This window comes from Bacillus cereus group sp. RP29 (genome assembly GCF_040459765.1).
GTDB classification, from domain to species: Bacteria; Bacillota; Bacilli; order Bacillales; family Bacillaceae_G; genus Bacillus_A; species Bacillus_A paranthracis.
Genome location: NZ_JARVHN010000001.1, coordinates 4,728,982 through 4,750,567 on the forward strand (window position 1 = coordinate 4,728,982; position 21,586 = coordinate 4,750,567).

Genomic DNA, 21,586 nt, shown 5'->3' on the forward strand with positions numbered 1-21,586 from the left:
AAAAACAGCTGCTAGCATTTAACTAGCAGCTGGATAACTTATAAATAACTTGGAAAATAAATCATCTGTTGTTTCCGTAATTTTATCAAACAGATCACTTTCTTCCTCTTCTTGCTCTTTTAACATCTTAATTGTTTCACGTGCCGATTCAGGATAATCGGTAATGATACCATCTACGTTCAATTTATAATATCCCTTTAAACTTTCCATATCATTTACCGTCCATACGTAAATTGGTTTATTTAACTTCCTTGCTTCTTTTACTAATTTCTTATTTAACATGTATTCTTCCGCTACATAAAAATCAGCCTTTACATTCTTTAAGTGAGCTCTACTTGCATATAATATATATCCTACTTTTATATTTGGATTTGCACGCTTAAACTCTTTTATAAGCGGATAATGTAACGTTTGAATAACACATTGCTTCTCAAATTCATTATCTTTAATCGTTTTTAATACTTTGTTTACAAAGTCTTTTTCGCCCCCATGAAGCTTCACTTCAATATTGAGTTTGATTTTACCCTTTGCCAACTTAATGATTTCATCCAGCGTACTGATTTGTCCTGAAAAACCATCTTGACTAAGGGTAAGCTGCCTTAACTCTTCCATCGTTAAATCCGAAACATGAACGTTAGCATTGGCAAGACGTTTCAACTTCAAATCATGTATAACTGCTAGTTCACCGTCTTTTGTTTGTAATACATCTATTTCAGCGTAGTCTGCTTTCGCATCAATAGCTCCCTGCACAGCTTCTTTCGTATTTTCTACACCTTTTGAAATATAACCGCGATGAGCCATAATAATCGGTTCTTTATATGTGTTTGTAATAAAGGTCACAATGAAAGCAACAACCATTCCCGCCGTAATAATTCCTACAATATATACACCAATAAATTTCCAACGATGTTTTTGGAAGAAACATTTATCTGCCTTCGTCTTTGAATAATCTAATCCTTCTTCTAATAAAACATCTTCGACTGGAACCTTTTGTAAATACAATCTTGTTAACGCCATAATATAGAACGGCGTCATAATAAAGCTAAATAGATACAATGTACTTGTTAGGAAAACTGAAATAGTTGACTCTGCTAGTAGTGCAAATGTCCCTTCTGGGTTTGTAAATTCATATACTCCCCACAGACAAAGTAAATAAACTCCTACACATAAAAGAAAAACAATTCCTACAGATATGAAAAAACCTACTAAAAAGAACAAAACTTTAAAGAAGCTTTCTTTTACTAAGTTTGCGCTTTTGCGTGCTGCCGTACGGAACGGCTTCTCCTCTAAAACGATAATAGGTAAAACAAAAATCCAACGAAGGTTCAAATAGGCAACTACAGCAAAGAAAGTATAATATCCAACTTGCCCCATTGTTGTCTTAAATAGTTCACCTGTAATAAAATTAGGAATTTGAATTTCAGGAATCAATGCAGATTTATATCCCATACTTAATAGTGGTAATAGTACAACTGCATACAAAACAAAGCCAGGTAAGCAATATGTAAACAGAGAAGGTAAATACGTTACTGTTTTATATAAAATCGGACGTAATCTCACCTTTTGCCTTTTATGAGCGAAGTACGAAATGATAATAAGTACTGCAAACTCTGTAAAAATCAGGAACAATGCCAATATAGATAAAATTACGATCGCCAAAATCCCGTATGGGGTTTTCAAAAATGCTAATAACTCATCATTTGTTGCGTTTGCATACCCACCAAAGTACAACAACTTATTGAAAATAATACCGAAAAGTGGGATAAACACAATCGCTGCTAACAATTTATAAGCAAGTTGGAATGTTAACACATTCCAAAAGGCAAATCTAACAGTTTGAAAGGAATGTCTCATTACTCCTGGTATAGATAGTCTTTTACGGTGTTGCATATATTCCTCCACATTCTAAAACGATATTTGAGATGGATTCCACATTTCCATTTCTAACCCATCCCTTTAATAATAATATATTCCGCTTAACATGAACACTCTTATACATACAATGAAAAAAGTGATGGCTACTTCCCATCACTTTTCACTTACTCTATTTTTTCTCTAACCCTTGTCCAAATGCTTTCAAAAAGCTAAATCCGAATGTGATGGCTCTATTGATATCTGGATCTTTTAACACTTTAAAGAAGTCCATCACTTTTGTTTTTTTACCACTCTTTAATTCATCTGTTGCAAATTGCAATCCAGTGACTAAACTCGATGTGATTTGCTTTGTTACTTCTGGGTCAACTGAGGACAGTGCTTCCCCCGCCCCCATCATGTTGTTAAGTGCATTTTTAACTGGTTCACGATTTAATTGCTCCACAGCGATTTTTGAAACATCTTCCTTAGCAGCAAGTAAACTAATCGCCGCATCTAATATTCCAGCCTTCTGTAACTGCGCTAACAGCTGCATCGTTTCTTCTACTGCTTCACGATTATTAGATAGCTCATTTAGAAGTTCATCTGCTACTTGCTGTTTCTGTTCTTCCTCTGTTACAACTTTCTTTTTAATTAAAGTAATCTCTTTCGCCACTATCTCCGCCCCCTAGTCCACGAGTGATACGTATTGTTTTCTTTGCCATTTTTGCTCGATTTCAACACCATTTTGCGGATTACGCTTTTTATCTCGCGGGTTTGAAGATGGTAACGGACGATTTCCTTTTTCACGTAATACACGCATTTTCACCATCGTTTGTTTGTACGCCGGTGTACACGTATAAAGGTCTGTTGCCGTCCCAGTTAAAATATTGATCGCTTCTTCATTTATCGTTGCATGCATCGGTAAGTATAGCTCTTTCCCCGTTACGCGCTCAGTAATAAGCGCTTGTACTTTAATTTTGCCAAATGGTGATGCTAATTCTACAAGACCACCATCTTTCACATTGCGCTCTATAGCAAGCTCAGGTGAAATTTCAACGAACACTTCAGATACTTTAGATAAAATACCAGCCGACTTATTCGTCATATTCCCTTCATGGAAATGTTCTAGCATACGTCCATTATTTAAAAGTAAATCATACTCATCTGGCGCTACAACTGGTGGTATCCATTCATCTAATGATAAACGAGCTAGTTTATCTGGGAAGTTAAATCCGTCTACATATAATAGCGGTGTATCACTACCATCATGACTACCCCAACATAAACTATTCCATCCTTCTAGACGATCGTACGTTGCTTGAGAGTATAACGGTGCAAGCGATGCGATTTCGTCCATAATTTCACTTGGACTTTCGTAATTCCAATCCCCACCGAGTGCACGAGCAACTTTTTGTAAAATCCACCAATCTGGTTTTGAATCACCTAGTGGTTTTAATACTTCATATAATCTTTGAATACGTCGCTCTGTATTCGTAAACGTTCCTTCTTTTTCTAAGCTTGGTGCCGCTGGTAAAATAACATCAGCAAAACGAGCTGTTTTTGATAAGAACATATCTTGAACAACGAGGAAGTCTAAATTCGCTAAAATATGTTGCACATGGTTCGCATTGGAATCGACTAAAGCCATTTCTTCCCCCATGACATACATACCACGTAGTTTTCCTTCTTCTGCCGCAAGTAACATTGCGATATTATTTAATCCTGGTGCTTTCGGAATCGTTGTGCCGTATGCTTTTTCAAACTTAGCACGAAGCGTATCATCCGATACTGCTTGATAACCTGGAAGCCAGTTTGGTAATGTCGCCATATCACAAGCACCTTGTACATTATTATGCCCTCGTAATGGATATGCGCCTGCACCAGGACGACGATAGTTCCCCGTAACAAGCAGTAAATTGGAAATGGCAGCAGATGTTGTACTTCCTCCTGTATTTTGCGTTACACCCATTCCCCAAAGTATACAAGTTCCATCTGCTTCATATACCATACGAGCCATTTCTTTCAGGTTTTCTTTCGAAATTCCCGTAATTTCTTCTGTATAATCAAGCGTATACTTTTCTAACATTGTGCTATATTCATCAAAGTTCTTCACATTTTCAGCTATGAACTTTTTATCATGCCAATCTTGATCAATAATATATTTCGTAATACCAGCAAGCCATACGTAATCTGTACCTTGGCGCGGATGAATAAATAAATCCGCACGCTCTGCCATTTCATGTTTACGAAGATCTGCTACAATCAGTTTTTGCTCGTGTAATTTATGAGCACGTTTTACACGCGTCGCGAGTACAGGATGTCCTTCTGTTGGATTCGCACCAACGATAATGACAAGGCCTGCTTCAGCTATATCTTTCACTGTTCCAGCATCGCCGCCCATACCGACAGTTTTAAATAAACCATCTGTTGCTGGAGATTGGCAATAACGCGAGCAGTTATCTACATTATTTGTTCCATATATTTGACGAGCTAGTTTTTGCATAAGATAATTTTCTTCATTCGTTACTTTCGAAGAAGAAATAAATCCAAATGCATCGCTGCCGTATTCTGATTTAATATGTTGCATGTTAGAAGCAACAACTTCTAACGCTTCTTCCCATGAAGCTTCAACAAACATATCTCCTTGGCGAATTAATGGCTTCGTAATTCGATCTTCACTATTTACAAAGTCCCATCCAAATTTACCTTTTACACATGTGGAAATACCATTAACCGGTGCATCTGAAACAGGTTGCACTTTTAATATATGGCGATCTTTCGTCCATACTTCGAATGAACAACCGACACCACAAAATGTACAAACTGTTTTTGTTTTATTCACTTTCGTCTTACGCATCGCAGCCTCTACTTCTGAAACCGCTAAAATACTACTATATCCAGGCTCTACATCCTTTACAAAATCAATCATCGGATCTAACACATCTGGTTTTAACCCTGTCATGAATCCAGCTTCACCTAACATTGATTTTTCCATTAACGCATTACATGGACATACTGTTACACACTGCCCACAACTTACACAAGATGAGTCATTTATACTTACACCATGATCCCATATAACACGCGGACGATCTAAGCTCCAGTCTATCGATATCGTTTCATTAACCTGTAGGTTTTGACATACTTCTACACACTGTCCACAAGCAATACATTGATTTGGATCATACCGATAAAACGGATGTGACATATCCACTTCACAAGCACTTACTTTCGGCTCATACGGATATTTCTGTTCTTCAATTCCCATCATGTGTACTGTATTATGAACCTTACAATTACCGTTATTGTTATCACATACGGTACAATACAATAAATGATTCTCTAATATTCGATCCATCGCCTCAGTCTGCGCCTCTTTCGCACGCTGTGACTGTCTTTCAATATGCATACCATTCTCTATTTGCGTTGAACAAGCACGCATTAACTTCCCATCTACTTCTACAATACACGTATCACAAGTTTGAATTGGATCTACTTCTGGTACATGACAAATTTGAGGATGTTCCAAATTACTCTCGTTAAATAATTGTAGTATCGTCTTTTCACCTGATGCTGAAAATTCTTTACCATCTACGGTTACACGGACTGTCTGTTCTGCCATAGTTTCCCCTCTCCTTACAACCAACTGTACAACACACTTGTGAATCCGTTTTCACAAATGAATTACTGTACATATTTTTGAAACGCCCTGCCTAAATACTTTTCTTATGAAGTCGATTCTAGATGTTTATAAGGTATCACTACGAAAGCTTGAAAATTTCACTATTCTACATTTCTATTATATCGTATATATACAATAATAACCAAAATAATCTGATACCTTCCTTCTAATAGATGTTTTTATTTTTTCAATGTTTTATGATGAATGTGGGAGAAAATACATATAAAAGGGGAATTTCATATGGGACCTACGCAAGAGAGTTATACAATTGTACGCTATCACTCTGGTACATTTTCAAAACAAACTGATGAGATTGTTACAGAATCTCCTATTACTATTAAATTGAATGGTGAAGAATATGTAACAGTCGTATGTACACCAAATTATATTGAAGATATGGTAATTGGTTTTTTAATTTCTGAGGGGATTATTTCTTCCTATAAAGATATTGAAGAACTATGGGTTCAAAAAGATAACGGAATTGTCCATGTAACATCATCAAAAATAAATCCGCTCTATCAAAATTTATATAATAAACGATACATCACTTCCTGCTGCGGAAAAGGTAGACAAGGTTTTATTTTCGCTAACGATGCAGCAAAAGCAAAAGATTTACATGATATACATGTAAAAATTACTCCTGAAGAATGCTTTTACTTAATGAATACTTTACAACAATCTTCTACTACCTTTCGCCAAACCGGCGGTGTTCACAATACCGCGCTATGTGATCGAAACAATATCCTCCTATCAAGAATGGATATTGGAAGACATAATGCATTAGATAAAATATATGGACATTGTTTACGCAACGATATATCTGTTAAAGGAAAAATCATTGCATTTAGCGGGCGTATTTCATCCGAAATTTTACTCAAAGTTTCAAAAATCGGATGTGAAATTGTTCTATCTAAATCCGCTCCAACAAAACTAGCATTGCAACTCGCTCACGATTTAGGCATTACAGTCGTAGGATTTATTAGAAATGACTCTTGTAATATTTACACGCATCCAAATCGAATTGATGGTTATCAATCAAATAACTAAAATAACTCCTCAATCGAGGAGTTATTTAGTTATAAAAATGTAATATATTAAACACTTGAATAGTTAATAAAGTTAATATATAATTTCATTACATATTAAAAAACAAAACATTGTAGCATATATCTTTTCATTCTTTTACAAATTAAAAGAGACTGCTCACAAAACACATACACAATCTTATAAAAGGTTCACTTTATTTGAAATCGACCAAGGAGGTTACAACGATGGAAATTCGCTTATTAACGACAGAGGACGCAGAAATATATTTAAAAGTTTGTATGGAAGGTTTAACGAAGAACCCGGAAGCTTTTAGCTCTTCTTATGAAGATGTTCTTAAACATGAGGATCCTGTAGCTGCTATGGCAAAACGATTAAGCAATCCGGATAAGTATACTCTAGGTGTCTTCAAAGATAACGATTTAATCGGCATTGCTACTTTAGAAACAAAGCCTTTCATTAAACAAGAACATAAAGCAAAAATCGGTTCCGTTTTTGTTTCCCCTAAAGCACGTGGCCTTGGAGCAGGACGAGCTCTTATTAAAGCAATTATTGAAAATGCCGATAAATTACATGTAGAACAACTTATGCTCGATGTTGTAGTTGGTAACGATGCAGCAAAAAAATTATATGAGTCATTAGGTTTCCAAACTTACGGCGTACAAGAGCGTTCATTAAAACATAACGGTCAATATTGGGACGAAGAACATATGGTTCTATTCTTAAATGATTAATACTTCAATCTAGTTTTCCAAAAGCATCTTTTTATTAAGAAAGATGCTTTTTTCATTACAACAATGTAATCTTCATGTCACCTTTATCGATCGTACCAAACCTTTCCATTCATTATACTAAAAATATAAAGTGAAACTTTACTCAGTGGGGAACTACATCCCACGCTGATCGCATGTACTTGATATGTAGAGGAGAATGTGACATGAAACAAAACAAACGAGCTATGCTTTTAATATTTACTACAGCAATTGTAACTTCTGGATTAGCAATTTTACCTTGGTTTATTATATAAAAATACTCCCTCTAACAACGAAAAAAGCTTATTGCTTCTTAAGAAGCAATAAGCTTTTTTTATATTATAAAATCCCCAAAATTTTATTTACACAACTTATAATAATAACCATAGATACGGCAACGCACATGACAACCGTATTACGATCTTGCTTTTCTTTTTTTGAAATTTCTTCTTTTGGATTCATGTGTATGATCTCCTTTTAAAAAAAGTGTGAGATAGGAAATTTTTCTTATCCGATGCGAGGTGAATACGAAAACCCTCTCTATCTCACATACACAATAGAATGGAATTGTCATTTTATAAATAAAATGACATGACGTTATGTCGCAACATAGGGTATTTTGTGTCGCTACGTTTTCTATTATAAAAAATAGTTGTGCAAAACTAGTGCATTTTTTATGTCAATTACTCTGAGCGAGAAATCACTCTTCCACTCAATCACATAAAAAGAGTTTTTTATCATTTTCATGTAAACTATACAAGTAGAATGAACAGTTTGGGGTGCACAAGATTATGGTAAAAATTTTATTAGTAGACGATGAAGAACGTATGTTACGATTATTAGATCTGTTCTTAAGTCCGCGTGGCTATTTTTGTATGAAAGCTACCTCTGGCCTTGAAGCACTAAAGTTAATAGAACAAAAAGACTTCGATATTGTTTTGTTAGATGTAATGATGCCAAATATGGATGGATGGGATACTTGCTATCAAATCCGTCAAATTTCCAACGTTCCAATCATTATGCTAACAGCTCGTAATCAAAATTACGATATGGTAAAAGGCCTTACGATCGGCGCAGATGACTATATTACAAAACCATTTGATGAGCATGTATTAGTTGCACGAATTGAGGCTATATTACGCCGTACAAAGAAAGATGGATTTGTTAGCTTCAATGGTATTGAGTGGGATAAAACGAAACATACTGTCACAGTGTATGATGAAAAAATCTCACTGACTCCTATCGAATTTTCGTTACTTGGACTATTTTTACAAAATACAAACCGTGCTTATAGCCGAGATGATTTAATCGAAAAAATTTGGGGTTATGAAACAGACATTGAATATAGAACAATCGATTCACATATTCGCAATATCCGTGATAAATTACGTAAAAAAGGATTTCCAGTTGAAAATTACTTAGAAACTGTTTATAAGGTCGGATATAAATGGAAAAGTGAATAATTACTTCGGTCAGTGGAAACTAGTATACCACTGACCCTTTATTATGAATAAGGTATGGTGAGAAAATGAGTAAACTTTCACTTAAAATCGGGACATACTTTTTAATATTAGCTTTATGCATTGAAACAATTGCTTTCGTATCTTTTTACAAAAGTATTTCTAAAATGCGCATTGAAGAGGAAACACTCGCTCTTTTAGAAAAAGGTAATCGCTATAGTAACAAAATTACACAACGCGCAAAGTGGAGTGCATTTGCTAAAGAAAAGAAACACGGCGAACGCGCTGAATACAATAAAAATCCTAAGCGTCCTATATACCCAGAGTTCGATATCGCTGATGAGGCTGAACACTTAGTTGAATCAGAATCAATTGCTAACTCTGATATAGCTATCATTATAACGGACAATAATGGAAAAATTATTTCCACTTCAGAACCTGTAACAAAAGCAATGCAAAAACAGCTTACATGTAAAACAGAACCTATTCCAGCAAACGGATTGGTTGTCGAAAAGAACTGGAAAAAATCAAAATTCATCACAACTGTAAGCTCACTTAATACAGCAGAGTTTCAAGGAAAGTTATATATGTTATTAAAAACATCTTTCTTAGAAAACATGTTACTTAAACTCATGAACCAATTTCTTATCATTAGTGTTTTGACTGTTATTTTAACGACTATTTCTGTCTTTGTTTTTTCTCGTGTTATTACAGAACCGCTTATAAAAATGAAGAGGGCAACAGAAAAAATGTCAAAATTAAATAAGCCAATTCAATTAGGTATTAAACGGAATGATGAACTTGGAAGCTTAGCAAAAACGATTGAAGATTTGTCCAGTGAACTAACTTATATGAAAAAAGAACGCAATGAATTTCTTGCTAGTGTCGCCCATGAACTATTAACTCCATTGACCTATATGAAAGGTTATGCGAAAGTAGCAAAGAGAGACACTTTAACGAAAGAAGAGCGAGAAGAATACTTGCAAATCATCGAGGATGAAACAGATAGTGTAACTGACCTCGTCCAAGATTTATTTATGCTTGTACAATTAGAACAACACCAGTTTGTTATAAAAAAACAAAAAGTACTTCTTAGACCATTTTTAGAACGAATGGTTGAAAAAACAAAAACAACATTAACAAATAAACAAATGCAACTTCATGTATATTGCAAAAATGATTTAGAAGTTTGCATAGACGAAAGACGTATGGAACAAGTTATGTTAAATTTATTACACAATGCTTATCAACACTCACTAGAAAACACTACTATTACGATACGCGTACTCGCAGAAACAAATTCTTTTACAATAAGTGTACAAGATGAAGGTGAAGGTATTCCTGAAGAAGATATTCCGCATATTTTCGATCGTTTTTATCGTGTTGATAAATCTAGAACGAGAGCTACTGGGGGAAAAGGTATCGGGCTAGCTGTTGCTAAAGAAATTGTGGAATTGCATAACGGTGCCATTCTAGTAACAAGCAAATTAGGGGTAGGAACTACCTTTATAATTGAGCTACCTTTTGAATAATATGTGTGTGAAAACACCAGTAATAGTAAAAACTACTGGTGTTATTTTGTTCATAAAATCAGCTTATATAAGCTAAGCTTTTGAAATTATTCTTATTTCAATATAAAATAAAGATACATTTGTCAAAGATTTGGAGGGTGATATAATTGGATATCCATGTATTAACAAAAGACGAAGCGGAAATTTACTTAGAACTTCGTGTAGAAGGATTAAAGCAAAACCCTGAGGCTTTCAGCTCTTCTTATGAAGATATTATTAATAAAGAGTGTGCGATTGAATATAAAGCACAAAAATTAGCACAAGATGAAAACTATACGCTAGGTGCATTTAAAGATGGAAAATTAATCGGGGTTGCAACGCTGGAAACGAAACCATATGTAAAACAAGAACATAAAGCTAAAATCGGTTCTGTATATGTATCTCCAAAAGCACGCGGACTTGGAGCAGGAAAAGCACTTATTAAAGAATGTCTTGAACTTGCTAAATCTTTAGAGGTGGAACAAGTTATGCTTGATGTTGTTGTTGGCAACGATGGAGCAAAAAAACTTTATGAATCATTAGGATTTAAAACATTCGGTGTGCAAGAACGTTCATTAAAATATAACGGACAATATTGGGACGAAGAGCATATGGTCTTATTCTTAGATGAAAATAAATAATAAAAAACATCCTCTCGTGTATGAGGATGTTTTTTTATTTTTTTCGAAACCACGCTGTATTTAATAGTTGAATCGCTTGCGCAATTTCTTCTTCTGATAAAATCGCAAAACCAAGTAAAACTACATTTTCAGGTGCAGTATCGTCTTTGTAGTACGTAGAAACAGGATATATTTTAATACTATATTTTGCAGCTTCTTTAATTAGTTCTTCTTCTCGCATTCCATTATGCACTTTTAATAAAATGTGTAATCCCGAATCTTCCCCTATTACCTCAACACGATTAGAGAAATACTTTCCTATTTCAAAAACGAGTCGATCCCTCTTTTTCCGATAGACGACACGCATTTTATGAATATGTTTTTCCCAATAACCTTCATTTAAAAACTTTCTAATCACTTCTTGGTCCATTCTTGAAACACTTTGTGTATAAAACAAATATTCCTTTTGATACTTTTTAATTAAATTCTTCGGTAATACTATATAGCTCATCCGTAGTGAGGGCAACAAAGCTTTTGATAACGTCCCCATATAAATAACTTTCCCATCTGTATCTAACCCTTGTAGTGCCGGAATTGGCTTTCCTGAATAACGAAATTCACTATCGTAATCATCTTCAATAATATACCTATCTTCTTCTTTCTTTGCCCATTGTAAAAGCTGCGTCCTTCTTGTAATAGGCATAATCATTCCATATGGAAACTGATGAGAAGGAGTTACAAATACAACATTTGCAGTGCTATTTTCTAAATCTGCCATACAAATTCCGTCCCTATCTAAAGACAACATTTGAACCTTCTTTTCTCCCTGTTCAAAAACGACCATTTTCCTATGGTACCCTGGATTTTCAACAGCGTAATTACTTCCCTTCAACAATTGAAAAAGTAACTTCACTAATATTTGTGTTCCCGCACCTAATACAATTTGACTAGCTGAACAACGTACACCTCTAGATTCATACAAATAGTTCGCAATTTCCTCTCGTAAGCTTAATTCTCCTTGAGGGTGTCCAAGAAAAAGTAAATCATTATTACGCGGCTGCCATACATCATTTATAAGCTTGCGGTACATAGTGAATGGAAAAGTTTTTGTATCAACCCCTGTTTGTGTGAAATCAAATGTATAGTTCTCCTCCCGAAACGATACTTCTTCTACTTTCGCTTCGCTTCCTTCTACATCCATCATTTGTTCAAATTTACATACAAAATAACCTTTTCTTGATATCGACTCAATGTAACCTTCTGCAAGTAATTGCTCGTAAGCCGCTTCTATTGTATTCTTACTCACTTGTAAATAGCTCGCCAGCTTTCTCTTTGCGGGTAATTTTGTAAAAGCGGAAATCGTTCCATCCTTAATCTCTTTTTTTATATACTCATACAATTGCACGTACAATGCCTTTTTACTATTCATATTTAAATTAGGCGTTAATTCTAACATAATATCTGACCCCTTAATAAAACTAAAATCTGATACTTTTTACAGTACCAGAAGTTATATATAATTCCTTTTATCATGTCACACATAAAAAATCAAATACTCGAGAGGAGATGCATGATTATGAACAATAGTAGACGGATTGGACTCATTATGATTATTACAGGAGCTACCTTATGGGGATTATCTGGCCCGATGATTCAGTGGCTATTTCAACATACTAACGTATCATCAATTGATTTTTTAACAATTCGCTTGTTGCTTGCGGGATTATTTATTTTATCTTTTTTACTTATAAAGAAACAAAACATATTTCAAATTTGGAAACACTCTAGACATTCTATACAACTTATTATTTTCTCTATTCTCGGCATGCTCGGTGCGCAATATGCCTTTATCGAAACAGTTCATATTAGTAATGCGGTCACAGCGACATTATTTCAATTTCTAGGTCCTGTTTTTATTACCATTTATGTCGCATTTGGACAAAGAAAATTCCCTGCTTCTATGCAACTACTCGCAATTATTACTGCACTAACGGGAACGTACTTTATTATTACAAACGGTTCAATTGAAAATATTGTTTTATCGAAAGAAGCTATTATTTTTGGCCTATTAACAGCAATTGGATTTGCATTTTATACCCTCCATCCAGCTTCTCTTATTAAAGAATGCGGAACAACCATAGTAATTGGCTGGGGGATGCTAATCGGCGGCATTGCCCTGCTTATTTTTAATCGCTCGTTTGGATGGAGTCAACTTTCACAAACCTTTACACCAAAAACTTTTTCTATGCTTATCCTTATCATTATAAGTGGCACTCTTTCTTTCCTTCTTTATATCGGTAGTCTGAAATATTTAGCAGCAACAGAAACGAGCATTTTATCTAGCATTGAACCACTTGTAGCAGCTATCGTTTCAATCGCTTGGCTAAATGAATCATTTGGAGCGTATCAATTACTAGGCGGGGTATGTATCGTTCTTTCTGTTATTTTCTTAACGATGCCTCAAAAAGAACGAGAACCAACCTTTTCAACTGAACAAATATAAAAAATGTCAAAAGAGGTCGTACAAAACTTACGACCTCTTTTTATACTTTAAAGGAATTGTCCCTCTTTCTGGCAAATACAATTACACTAACAGTAAAAATTAGGAGTGTGACACCATGAAAAAAATTGGAACTATGCTACTTTTCTCCTTTCTCATCACTGGATGCTCGCAAGCTCAACCCGATTCCGAAGTACCTAAAAAAGAAGCTGTCACAACATCATCCAATCAAGTTAATGCACCTTCCTTCTTTCATCTTAGTGTTTTAAAAGATGTGAATTGGGAAGAAGCTCCATCCTTCGTAGATGGAAAAATACCTTTAAAAGGCATCGAAGGAAAAATCGCAATGGCTGATACCTCTATTATCTCAAATGAACAAAATGAAATAATGTGGTACTTTTTAGATCCTGAAATGCCAACTGGAAAACTATCTATTATTGCACTAAAACAAGGATCAGTAACCCCAACACCCGTACTCTTTCAACAAGAAACTTCTAAACCAACTTGGACTACTTCAAATACAATTGATTCTACTACAACCGAACTCCCACTCACTATGTCACTACCTTCATCTGGATTATGGGTATTAAATATATACGTGAATGAAAAATATTATGATCAATTTGTAATTACTACTGAGTAAAGTGACAGAACTAAAATAGTTTCTTACAACAATGTAATTTCCACGTCATATACTTCGATAGTTGAAGTCTCTCTCTTCTCTTATACTTAAAGTAAGAAATAAAACGAGGAGAGATGAGAGATGAAAAAAATGATAGAAGTGATCGTAGCAGTAACTGAGGTTTTAGTAAATGGTAAACAAGTTGCAATGGAATTAAATAAATAGTGAAGAAACATAAATAAATAATTTTACACTTCTTCATTATTTTGATTTCTTATCTCAAAAAAAGCAGTGCCTTTTAGGCACTGCTTTTAGCTATTAATAACTTGGTATTTTCGTAATTTGCGCCACGCCTGAATCAATAGCTGCCTTCGCCACAGCTTCAGCAACACTTGGAACAACTCTTTTATCTAATGGATTCGGGATTACATAATTCGCATTACGTTCTTCGTCCGTAATGATGTTAGCGATCCCATACGCTGCCGCTAATTTCATTTCTTCTGTAATATCAGTCGCGCGCACATCTAACGCACCGCGGAATATTCCTGGGAACGCCAATACATTATTTACTTGATTCGCATAATCTGAGCGCCCGGTTCCTACTACAGCTGCCCCAGCCTTTAATGCATCCTCTGGGAAGATTTCTGGAATTGGATTCGCCATAGCGAACACAATTGCTTTCTCATTCATCGTCTTTACAAGCTCTTTCGTTAGTACATTAGGAGCAGATACACCGATAAAAATATCAGCTTGATAAATCGCTTCTTTTAACGTTCCACGTACATGTTCTCGATTTGTCTTTTTTGAAACCTCAATTTGCGCTTCGTTCATCCATGCTTCACCTTCACAAACAATACCTTCTAAGCTAACTAACGTAATGTGCTTTGCACCAGCCTTTAATAATAATTTTCCAATTGCAATTCCTGCCGAACCAGCACCGTTAATAACAATTTTCACATGATCCATTTGTTTGCTAACAACTTTTAATGCATTAATAACAGCTGCTAAAACGACAATAGCCGTTCCATGTTGATCATCATGGAATACAGGAATACTTGTTTCTTCTTTTAATCGTTTTTCAATTTCAAAACAGCGTGGTGCCGCAATGTCTTCTAAGTTAATTCCTGCAAACGTAGGCTCTAAATTTTTCACAAGGGTAACGATTTCATCCACATCAGTCGTACCTAAACATAATGGGAAAGCATCTACATTCGCAAATTTCTTAAATAAAATACTCTTCCCTTCCATAACAGGCATAGCTGCTTTCGGTCCAATGTTCCCTAAACCGAGTACCGCTGTTCCATCTGAGACAACTGCTACCATATTACCGCGTGCTGTATAGTCATACACTGTTTCTTCATCTGCTGCAATTGCTTTGCAAGACTCCGCTACACCTGGTGTATATGTCAGACTTAGATCATCCGCTGAATTTACTTCTACTTTACTTGTAATTTCAATTTTTCCTACTAATTCTTTATGCAATAACAATGATCTTTCATTAATTTGATTTTCTAACATACTTATAATCTCTCCTTAATTTGACAAGCTAGCTATATGAATATAGCTAGCTTGTTTGATCATGAAAACATTTTTAATAAAATTGTCGCTGTTACAACCATTGCTGCCCCGCCTAAACGAGTCGAAATTTGCGCAAACGGCATTAATTCCATTCGATTTGAAGCTGATAAAATAGCAACATCTCCAGTTCCACCTAAACCACTATGACATCCAGTTACAATTGCTGATTCAACCGGATACATTTTCATCACTTTCCCTACAAGGAAACCTGATGCTACCATTGTAAGAACAACTGATGCGCACACGACAACATATCCTACTGAAAGAACTGCTGCTACGTCTTTTAGCGGAATATATAGTAATCCTAGTCCAACCATTAAAGGCCAAGTTAAATTCTTCGAAATGAATTTATATAGATGGAATGCTCCTTGCTCCATCTTTGCTGGCATTAATTTAAAGTATTTCACAAGTGCTGCTGAGAAGATCATAATGATTGCCCCAGGAATACCGATGAACTTAGAAGCAAATCCTCCGAAGATGAAGAATGTACACGCAATTAATAAACCTGCTCCCATTAATGAGAAGTCAATTGGCTTCTCTGTATTTTGTTCTTTTAATAACTCGGCTTGATTATCTGTTTTTACTAATACACCGTTACCACTAAGCTCCGGTTTCTTCTCACCTAAACGCTTCATATACCCTGCACTCACAATAGCGAACATATTTCCAATAATAGCCGCTGGAATAAGCTGTGATACAAATGTTGCTGATGATTCATTTAAAATATCACTATAAGCTAGCGACAATGGTAAAATCCCTTCCCCGATACCACCACTCACAATTGGTACGATGATAAAGAAGAATGTTTGCTTCATTTCAAATCCAAATAGTGAACCAACCAATAATCCTACTACTACAGAAGCTAACGTCCCTACCACTAAAGGTATAAACATACGAACGAAACCTTGCACTAATACTTTACGATTCATTCCTAAAATACTTCCGACTACTAAACAAGAAATATATAAATATAAAAAGTTCGATTTTTTCATTAACATAGTCGCAGCTTCCATTGAAGCTGGATTCATCCAGTTAAAAAATACAAGTAATGATGGAATAAACAACGAAAGTATTGCTGGACCACCGATATTTTTTAAAATTGGAATTCTCATCCCAATGTCTCCTAAGAAAATACCCATGATCATAATAACTGCAAATCCACCAATCATATCTGCTGGCAATTTATTATATACAGATGCCCCATAAATAATAGCAGCCAATACTACATATAACGGTAAAGGTATAACACCGATTTTCACATTCATAATTTTAGAAGCGAAAGATTCTCTTTGTACTTCATTTCCTTCAGAAAATGATACCGCTTCCACATTCTTTTGAATTCCCATATGGCACCCCCTTGTTTTCTTAATAACAATATTAAAACGCTTTCAATAGTAAAAATAGTTTTTGTAAGTTTTGTAATTGATTTTGTAATTAAAAAAAGTATAAGCGACTTATAATAAGTCGCTTATACGTAAAACTCTATTTTATTTTGGTCAATACATCTTAATTTACTCACTGGTCTCCCTACATGTTGATACACCATTTCGTTTTCTAACACTCCAATTTCAGTCAAAAACATTACATACTTTCGAATAGAAACCCTTGAAACACCAACTAATTGCGCCATTTCCTCTGTTGTAAATGCTTGTCCATTTAGCGACTCGATCTTCCGCCAAATTAATTGCATCGTTTGCTTCGTTAATCCTTTCGGAAGCTCTTTCGTGACAGTAGGTTCTCTTTTTTCTTTTTGCAAAATTAACGAATCTAATTCCGATTGACTAATTTTTTGTTGTTCTTTCATGAAAGTAAGTTTTTCTCGATATATAGTTAACGCCTCTTTAAATCGTTCAAATGTAAATGGCTTAATTAAATAATCTACTACGCCATATTGTAATGCTTTTTTAATACTCCCCATATCATGTACAGCTGAAATCATCATAATATCGATTTCTTTTTCTTGGTTCCGAATATGCATTAAAAGCTCAAATCCAGTCTCTTCAGGCATAAAAATATCAAGTAATACTAAATCTACTCTTGATTCCTCTAATACTTCTATCGCCGATTTTACCGAATTAACTGCTTGAACAAGTTCAAACCCTCCTACTTGCTCTAAATAATGCGTATTTAACATTGCTACCATCGGGTCATCTTCTACAATTAAAACTTTAATCATATTTGCCTCTCATCCCTACCTTTAGGTATTTCAATTGTTATCGTTGTTCCCTTTCCTACTAATGAATACACATGAATTTCCCCATTTATTCGCTGTATACTTTCTGTTACAAGATACAAACCATAACCACGGTTATCTCCCTTTGTGGAATAACCTTTCGTAAATAATGCCCCTATTTCTTCTTCTTGCATACCTTTTCCCGTATCTTGTACTGTAATAATTAGTGTATCCCCATATTGTATCTTAACTTCAACTTGCTTCTTTTCACAATTTGCCACTGCCTCTAATGCATTATCAATTAAATTTCCTACAATCGTAATCAGTTCATGAGTAATACTTTCATCCTCTATTTCCGGCATGTAAGAATCTTCACTTATAATTAATTTTATATTCTTCTCTCTAGCATAGCTAAGTTTCCCGAGTAAAAAACCAGCAAATACTGGACTTTTTATTCTTTTCATAATCCCACCAATTTCATATTGATGCTCTGATACCATACCGCTTATATATTTCTGTAACTCTTCATACTGCTTCATGTGTGTAAGCCCTAATACGACATGCATTTTATTCATAAATTCATGCGATTGTGCCCGTAATGCTTCCGCATATAACCTAATACCAGTTAATTCTTCTGCTAATTTTCTAATCTCTGTTTTATCACGAAATGTTGCAATCGCACCAACTATTTCTCCTTTTACATATAAAGGAACACGATTCGTCACAATCGTAATTCCATAAATATTTTGTTCTTCGTTTAATTGTACTTCTCCCGTTTGTAATACTTCTTTTATACGTGAATTAGGCATATACAACTCAACATCTTTACCAATAAAATCTTCTTCAAGACCACTTTTCTTAAACAATCGTTTTGCCTCATTATTTATTAAAGTTACATTGGCCTCTTTATCTACAGCAATAATACCTTCCTTTACAGATTGTAACATCGTATTTCTTTCTTCGAGAATTTTCGCTATTCTGTGAGGTTCAAGACCGAATAAACTTTTCTTTATATGTCTAGCTAGCAATATTGCTCCTATAATTCCGACTAGTACTCCAACTCCGACACCAATATAAATGATATGTCTACTTTCCTTAACTCTCTCTTTTACATTATCTGCTGAAATACCAACGGCCACCGCTCCAAGCTGTTCACCTGTTTCAGAAAATACAGGTACAAACACTCGCATTGAAATACCTAAAGTTCCTTCTGCCAGCGATACATGTTCCTTTCCTTTCAATGCAGGCCCTTCATCTCCCCCAATAAAATGATGACCTATTTTTTGAGGATTTGGATGTGATTTTCTTATTCCATTCATGTCCATAACTACAATAAATTGAACACCTGTGTTTTTTAATATTCTATTTGTATACGTTTGGATTGCAGCAGTATCCGCTTTCCCAATTAAACCATCGATTACAATCGAATCATTCGCCACAATGTGTGCAATTGTTTTTGCTTTCTCTGCTTGGCTATCCTCCGTTGTCCGTTCTACATTATGACTAATTAATATATCTGTCATAAGTAAAGAAAAAATTACAACTGTACAAACTAACAATGTAATCGTTTTCCATAAATTCCATAGTCTTTTTCTTTTTTTCATCCCATTAATGACTCCCCTAATTGCTGAATAGAAAAATAAGTAAGGTGATATTATTTTCACCTTACTTATCTGCTGTTATTATACTTTAAATTTACTAGTCATCGCTTGTAGTTCTTCGGCCATCTCAGCTAAATTTTGTGAAGCTGAACTAATTTCTTTCATTGAATTCATTTGTTCTTCTGTCGAAGCAGCAACACTTTGTATACTAGCTGTATTTTCTTCTGCAGCCGCTGCAATTTCATCAATAGCATTTGTCACTTCATTTGCATCTCCAGCAATTCTCTTCGTTGTTTCTACCATTTGATTCACTTGAGAAACAATATGTGTAGTAGAACTTAAAATTTCCGTAAAACTTACTTTCGTTTTTGTTACAACATCAAGGCCTTGTTGGACTTCCCCATTCACATTATCCATCGCCTTAACAGTCTGTTCAATATCAGCCTTAATTTCTGCAATTAAATTCGCAATCTCTCCAGATGATTCTCCTGATTGCTCCGCTAATTTTCTAACCTCATCTGCTACAATAGCAAACCCTCGGCCCTGTTCACCTGCTCTTGCTGCTTCAATAGCCGCATTTAAAGCTAAAAGGTTCGTTTGAGTAGCGATATTTTGAATTGCTTCAGAAATAGCTCCTACCTGCTTTGATTTCTCATCAAGAAGTTTAATAATGGCATCTGACTCGGATACCGACCTAGAAATAGACTGCATTTGTTTTGCTGTTTGTTCAACCAATTCCTCCCCTTCTTCAGCTCTTTCTCTCGCATGCAATGAGGAGATAGAAATTGATTCTGCACTTCCAGTTACATCTTGAATTGCTGTATTTACTTGTTGTAATGTAGCCGCACCTTCTTCAACACCTTGACTTTGTGATTCAGCCCCACCTGATACTTGTTCCATTGCAATTGTAATTTGATCTGTCGCATCATTTGCTTGCTGTACGCTCGCTGTTAACTCTTCAGCCGATGCCGCCACATGTTCTGCTGAAAAACTAATTTGAGTAACCACATCTTGTAAAGAGGCAGACATTTCATTAAAGGAATTCCCTAATTTCCCTATGTCATCCTTGGAATAGATTGTAATTTTCTCTGTTAAATCTCCCTTACTAATTTTATGTGCCGAGTCAGCTATTTTTCTTAATGGTCTTGTAATAGACTTTGTAATGAAATAAATTAATACACTACCAAATACAATAGCGATAGCAATAACAATAAAAGTCTTATAAAATACTGGATTCGCAGCTTGGGTAATTTCTTCATCAAACATAACTCCAACTACTTTCCAGCCCGTTTTCTCATTTGTTGCAAAGATTAAATTCTTTTTATCATCTTGTTCTGTATAAGAGACATTTCCTTGTTTTTCTTCATAAATCGGTTTAATCCAAGGGTCAGTAACTTTTGCACCTGGTTTTCTAGATGGATGACTAACAATTTGCTTATTTTGATCTAAAATAACTGCATAACCTTTTTCACCAATGTTAATCATTTTGGAAATTTTCAAGATGTTATCTAAATTTAAGTTAATTCCTATAACACCTTTACCATCTTTTACTTCTTTTGCAATTGTCACTACCATATTTTTTGTAGATGCTGATTGATATGGTGCAGTAACAATTACTTTCCCTTTATTTTCATGTGCTTCTTTATACCAAGATCTATCTGTTGGATTATACCCATCATCCATTTTGATAAATGGTTCTCTTATAAACTTTCCTGTCTGCGTTCCAATATAAATACCTTCTACTTCTGGATGAAGTTTTATATATTGCGCTAATTTCGTTCTTACTATTTCTTCTTGTCCGTTTGGATATGTATCCTCTGTTAAGATGTCCGCAAAGTATGCTGCATCAACAAATTTCTCTTCTATATTTTGAGAAATAACAGTATTTAAAATCGAAATATTTTCCTTTGCTTTACCTGTGATTTGTTGTTCAAAATTTGTTTTGGCAGTTTGATATGAAACACCACCGATAATAAGTCCTGGTATAGTTAAAATAAGAAAAAATGAAATGATTAATTTTTTCTTGATACTCATACATTTAACCCAGTTAAATATTTTTTGCATAATAAGCCTCCTTTATGGAATGTGAATACTTGTGTAATTTTATACAAACGACATATATAAAACAATATATAATGATAACATGTAAT

The 21,586-nt window shown here is 34.8% G+C and carries 17 protein-coding genes and 1 pseudogene; 7 read left to right on the forward strand and 11 right to left on the reverse strand.

The window, feature by feature from the left end; genetic code table 11:
* Positions 1-18: 18 nt before the first annotated feature.
* The 3 genes from QCI47_RS25110 to fdhF all read right to left on the reverse strand — a co-directional run bounded on the left by QCI47_RS25110 (position 19) and on the right by fdhF (position 5,476).
* Positions 19-1,890: a glycerophosphoryl diester phosphodiesterase membrane domain-containing protein gene (locus QCI47_RS25110; RefSeq protein ID WP_001164743.1), complete on the reverse strand. Its 1,872-nt coding sequence runs from the start codon at positions 1,888-1,890 to the stop codon at positions 19-21.
* Between the two features lie 154 nt (positions 1,891-2,044).
* Entirely contained in the window at positions 2,045-2,527 is a 483-nt protein-coding gene (locus tag QCI47_RS25115) for a helical membrane plugin domain-containing protein (RefSeq protein ID WP_001040528.1), read from the reverse strand.
* Positions 2,528-2,539: 12 nt separating this feature from the next.
* A complete protein-coding gene (fdhF, locus tag QCI47_RS25120) occupies positions 2,540-5,476 on the reverse strand; it encodes a formate dehydrogenase subunit alpha (protein WP_000840655.1) in 2,937 nt (978 codons plus the stop codon).
* A gap of 300 nt (positions 5,477-5,776) precedes the next feature.
* Between fdhF and fdhD the strand changes: the two genes are divergently transcribed.
* Positions 5,777-6,583 (forward strand): formate dehydrogenase accessory sulfurtransferase FdhD, encoded by an 807-nt coding sequence (gene fdhD / locus QCI47_RS25125; protein ID WP_061131295.1) that lies wholly within the window; start codon positions 5,777-5,779, stop codon positions 6,581-6,583.
* Positions 6,584-6,807: 224 nt separating this feature from the next.
* Positions 6,808-7,314: a GNAT family N-acetyltransferase gene (locus QCI47_RS25130; protein ID WP_000405875.1), complete on the forward strand. Its 507-nt coding sequence runs from the start codon at positions 6,808-6,810 to the stop codon at positions 7,312-7,314.
* Between the two features lie 357 nt (positions 7,315-7,671).
* On the opposite strand, the gene QCI47_RS25135 is transcribed toward QCI47_RS25130, so the two are convergent.
* Entirely contained in the window at positions 7,672-7,794 is a 123-nt protein-coding gene (locus QCI47_RS25135) for a hypothetical protein (RefSeq protein WP_001068392.1), read from the reverse strand.
* Positions 7,795-8,123: 329 nt separating this feature from the next.
* Here QCI47_RS25135 and QCI47_RS25140 point away from each other — a divergent pair, with 329 nt between their 5' ends.
* The 3 genes from QCI47_RS25140 to QCI47_RS25150 all read left to right on the forward strand — a co-directional run bounded on the left by QCI47_RS25140 (position 8,124) and on the right by QCI47_RS25150 (position 10,983).
* Positions 8,124-8,795 carry a response regulator transcription factor gene (locus QCI47_RS25140; protein WP_000238954.1) on the forward strand — a complete coding sequence of 224 codons (672 nt, stop codon included), beginning with the start codon at positions 8,124-8,126 and terminating at the stop codon, positions 8,793-8,795.
* A gap of 65 nt (positions 8,796-8,860) precedes the next feature.
* Positions 8,861-10,324 carry a sensor histidine kinase gene (locus tag QCI47_RS25145; protein ID WP_309422428.1) on the forward strand — a complete coding sequence of 488 codons (1,464 nt, stop codon included), beginning with the start codon at positions 8,861-8,863 and terminating at the stop codon, positions 10,322-10,324.
* 146 nt (positions 10,325-10,470) lie between these two features.
* Positions 10,471-10,983, forward strand: a complete 513-nt coding sequence (locus QCI47_RS25150; protein ID WP_000351212.1) for a GNAT family N-acetyltransferase — start codon at positions 10,471-10,473, stop codon at positions 10,981-10,983.
* Between the two features lie 34 nt (positions 10,984-11,017).
* Here the strand turns inward: QCI47_RS25150 and pdxR are convergent, their stop codons facing one another.
* Positions 11,018-12,418, reverse strand: a complete 1,401-nt coding sequence (gene pdxR, locus QCI47_RS25155) for a MocR-like pyridoxine biosynthesis transcription factor PdxR (RefSeq protein WP_240814446.1) — start codon at positions 12,416-12,418, stop codon at positions 11,018-11,020.
* Between the two features lie 120 nt (positions 12,419-12,538).
* Between pdxR and QCI47_RS25160 the strand changes: the two genes are divergently transcribed.
* A complete protein-coding gene (locus QCI47_RS25160; protein WP_001066056.1) occupies positions 12,539-13,465 on the forward strand; it encodes a DMT family transporter in 927 nt (308 codons plus the stop codon).
* A gap of 115 nt (positions 13,466-13,580) precedes the next feature.
* Positions 13,581-14,105 carry a DUF4871 domain-containing protein gene (locus QCI47_RS25165; protein WP_061131292.1) on the forward strand — a complete coding sequence of 175 codons (525 nt, stop codon included), beginning with the start codon at positions 13,581-13,583 and terminating at the stop codon, positions 14,103-14,105.
* A 297-nt stretch (positions 14,106-14,402) separates the two neighbouring features.
* Here the strand turns inward: QCI47_RS25165 and QCI47_RS25170 are convergent, their stop codons facing one another.
* The 6 genes and pseudogenes from QCI47_RS25170 to QCI47_RS30325 all read right to left on the reverse strand — a co-directional run.
* A complete protein-coding gene (locus QCI47_RS25170; RefSeq protein WP_000892425.1) occupies positions 14,403-15,602 on the reverse strand; it encodes an NAD(P)-dependent malic enzyme in 1,200 nt (399 codons plus the stop codon).
* 59 nt (positions 15,603-15,661) lie between these two features.
* Positions 15,662-17,008, reverse strand: coding sequence for a 2-hydroxycarboxylate transporter family protein (locus tag QCI47_RS25175; RefSeq protein ID WP_000512726.1), 1,347 nt, complete (start codon positions 17,006-17,008; stop codon positions 15,662-15,664).
* Between the two features lie 122 nt (positions 17,009-17,130).
* Positions 17,131-17,838: a response regulator gene (locus QCI47_RS25180; RefSeq protein WP_000598675.1), complete on the reverse strand. Its 708-nt coding sequence runs from the start codon at positions 17,836-17,838 to the stop codon at positions 17,131-17,133.
* Entirely contained in the window at positions 17,835-19,439 is a 1,605-nt protein-coding gene (locus QCI47_RS25185) for a sensor histidine kinase (protein WP_353811980.1), read from the reverse strand. Before QCI47_RS25185 ends, QCI47_RS25180 begins: the two co-directional genes overlap by 4 nt.
* Before the next feature lie 78 nt (positions 19,440-19,517).
* A complete protein-coding gene (locus QCI47_RS30320; RefSeq protein ID WP_446661241.1) occupies positions 19,518-20,465 on the reverse strand; it encodes a methyl-accepting chemotaxis protein in 948 nt (315 codons plus the stop codon).
* Positions 20,457-21,500 (reverse strand): annotated as a pseudogene (locus QCI47_RS30325) (HAMP domain-containing protein); the annotation flags it as partial. The pseudogene QCI47_RS30325 and the gene QCI47_RS30320, both read right to left, overlap by 9 nt.
* Positions 21,501-21,586 lie beyond the last annotated feature (86 nt).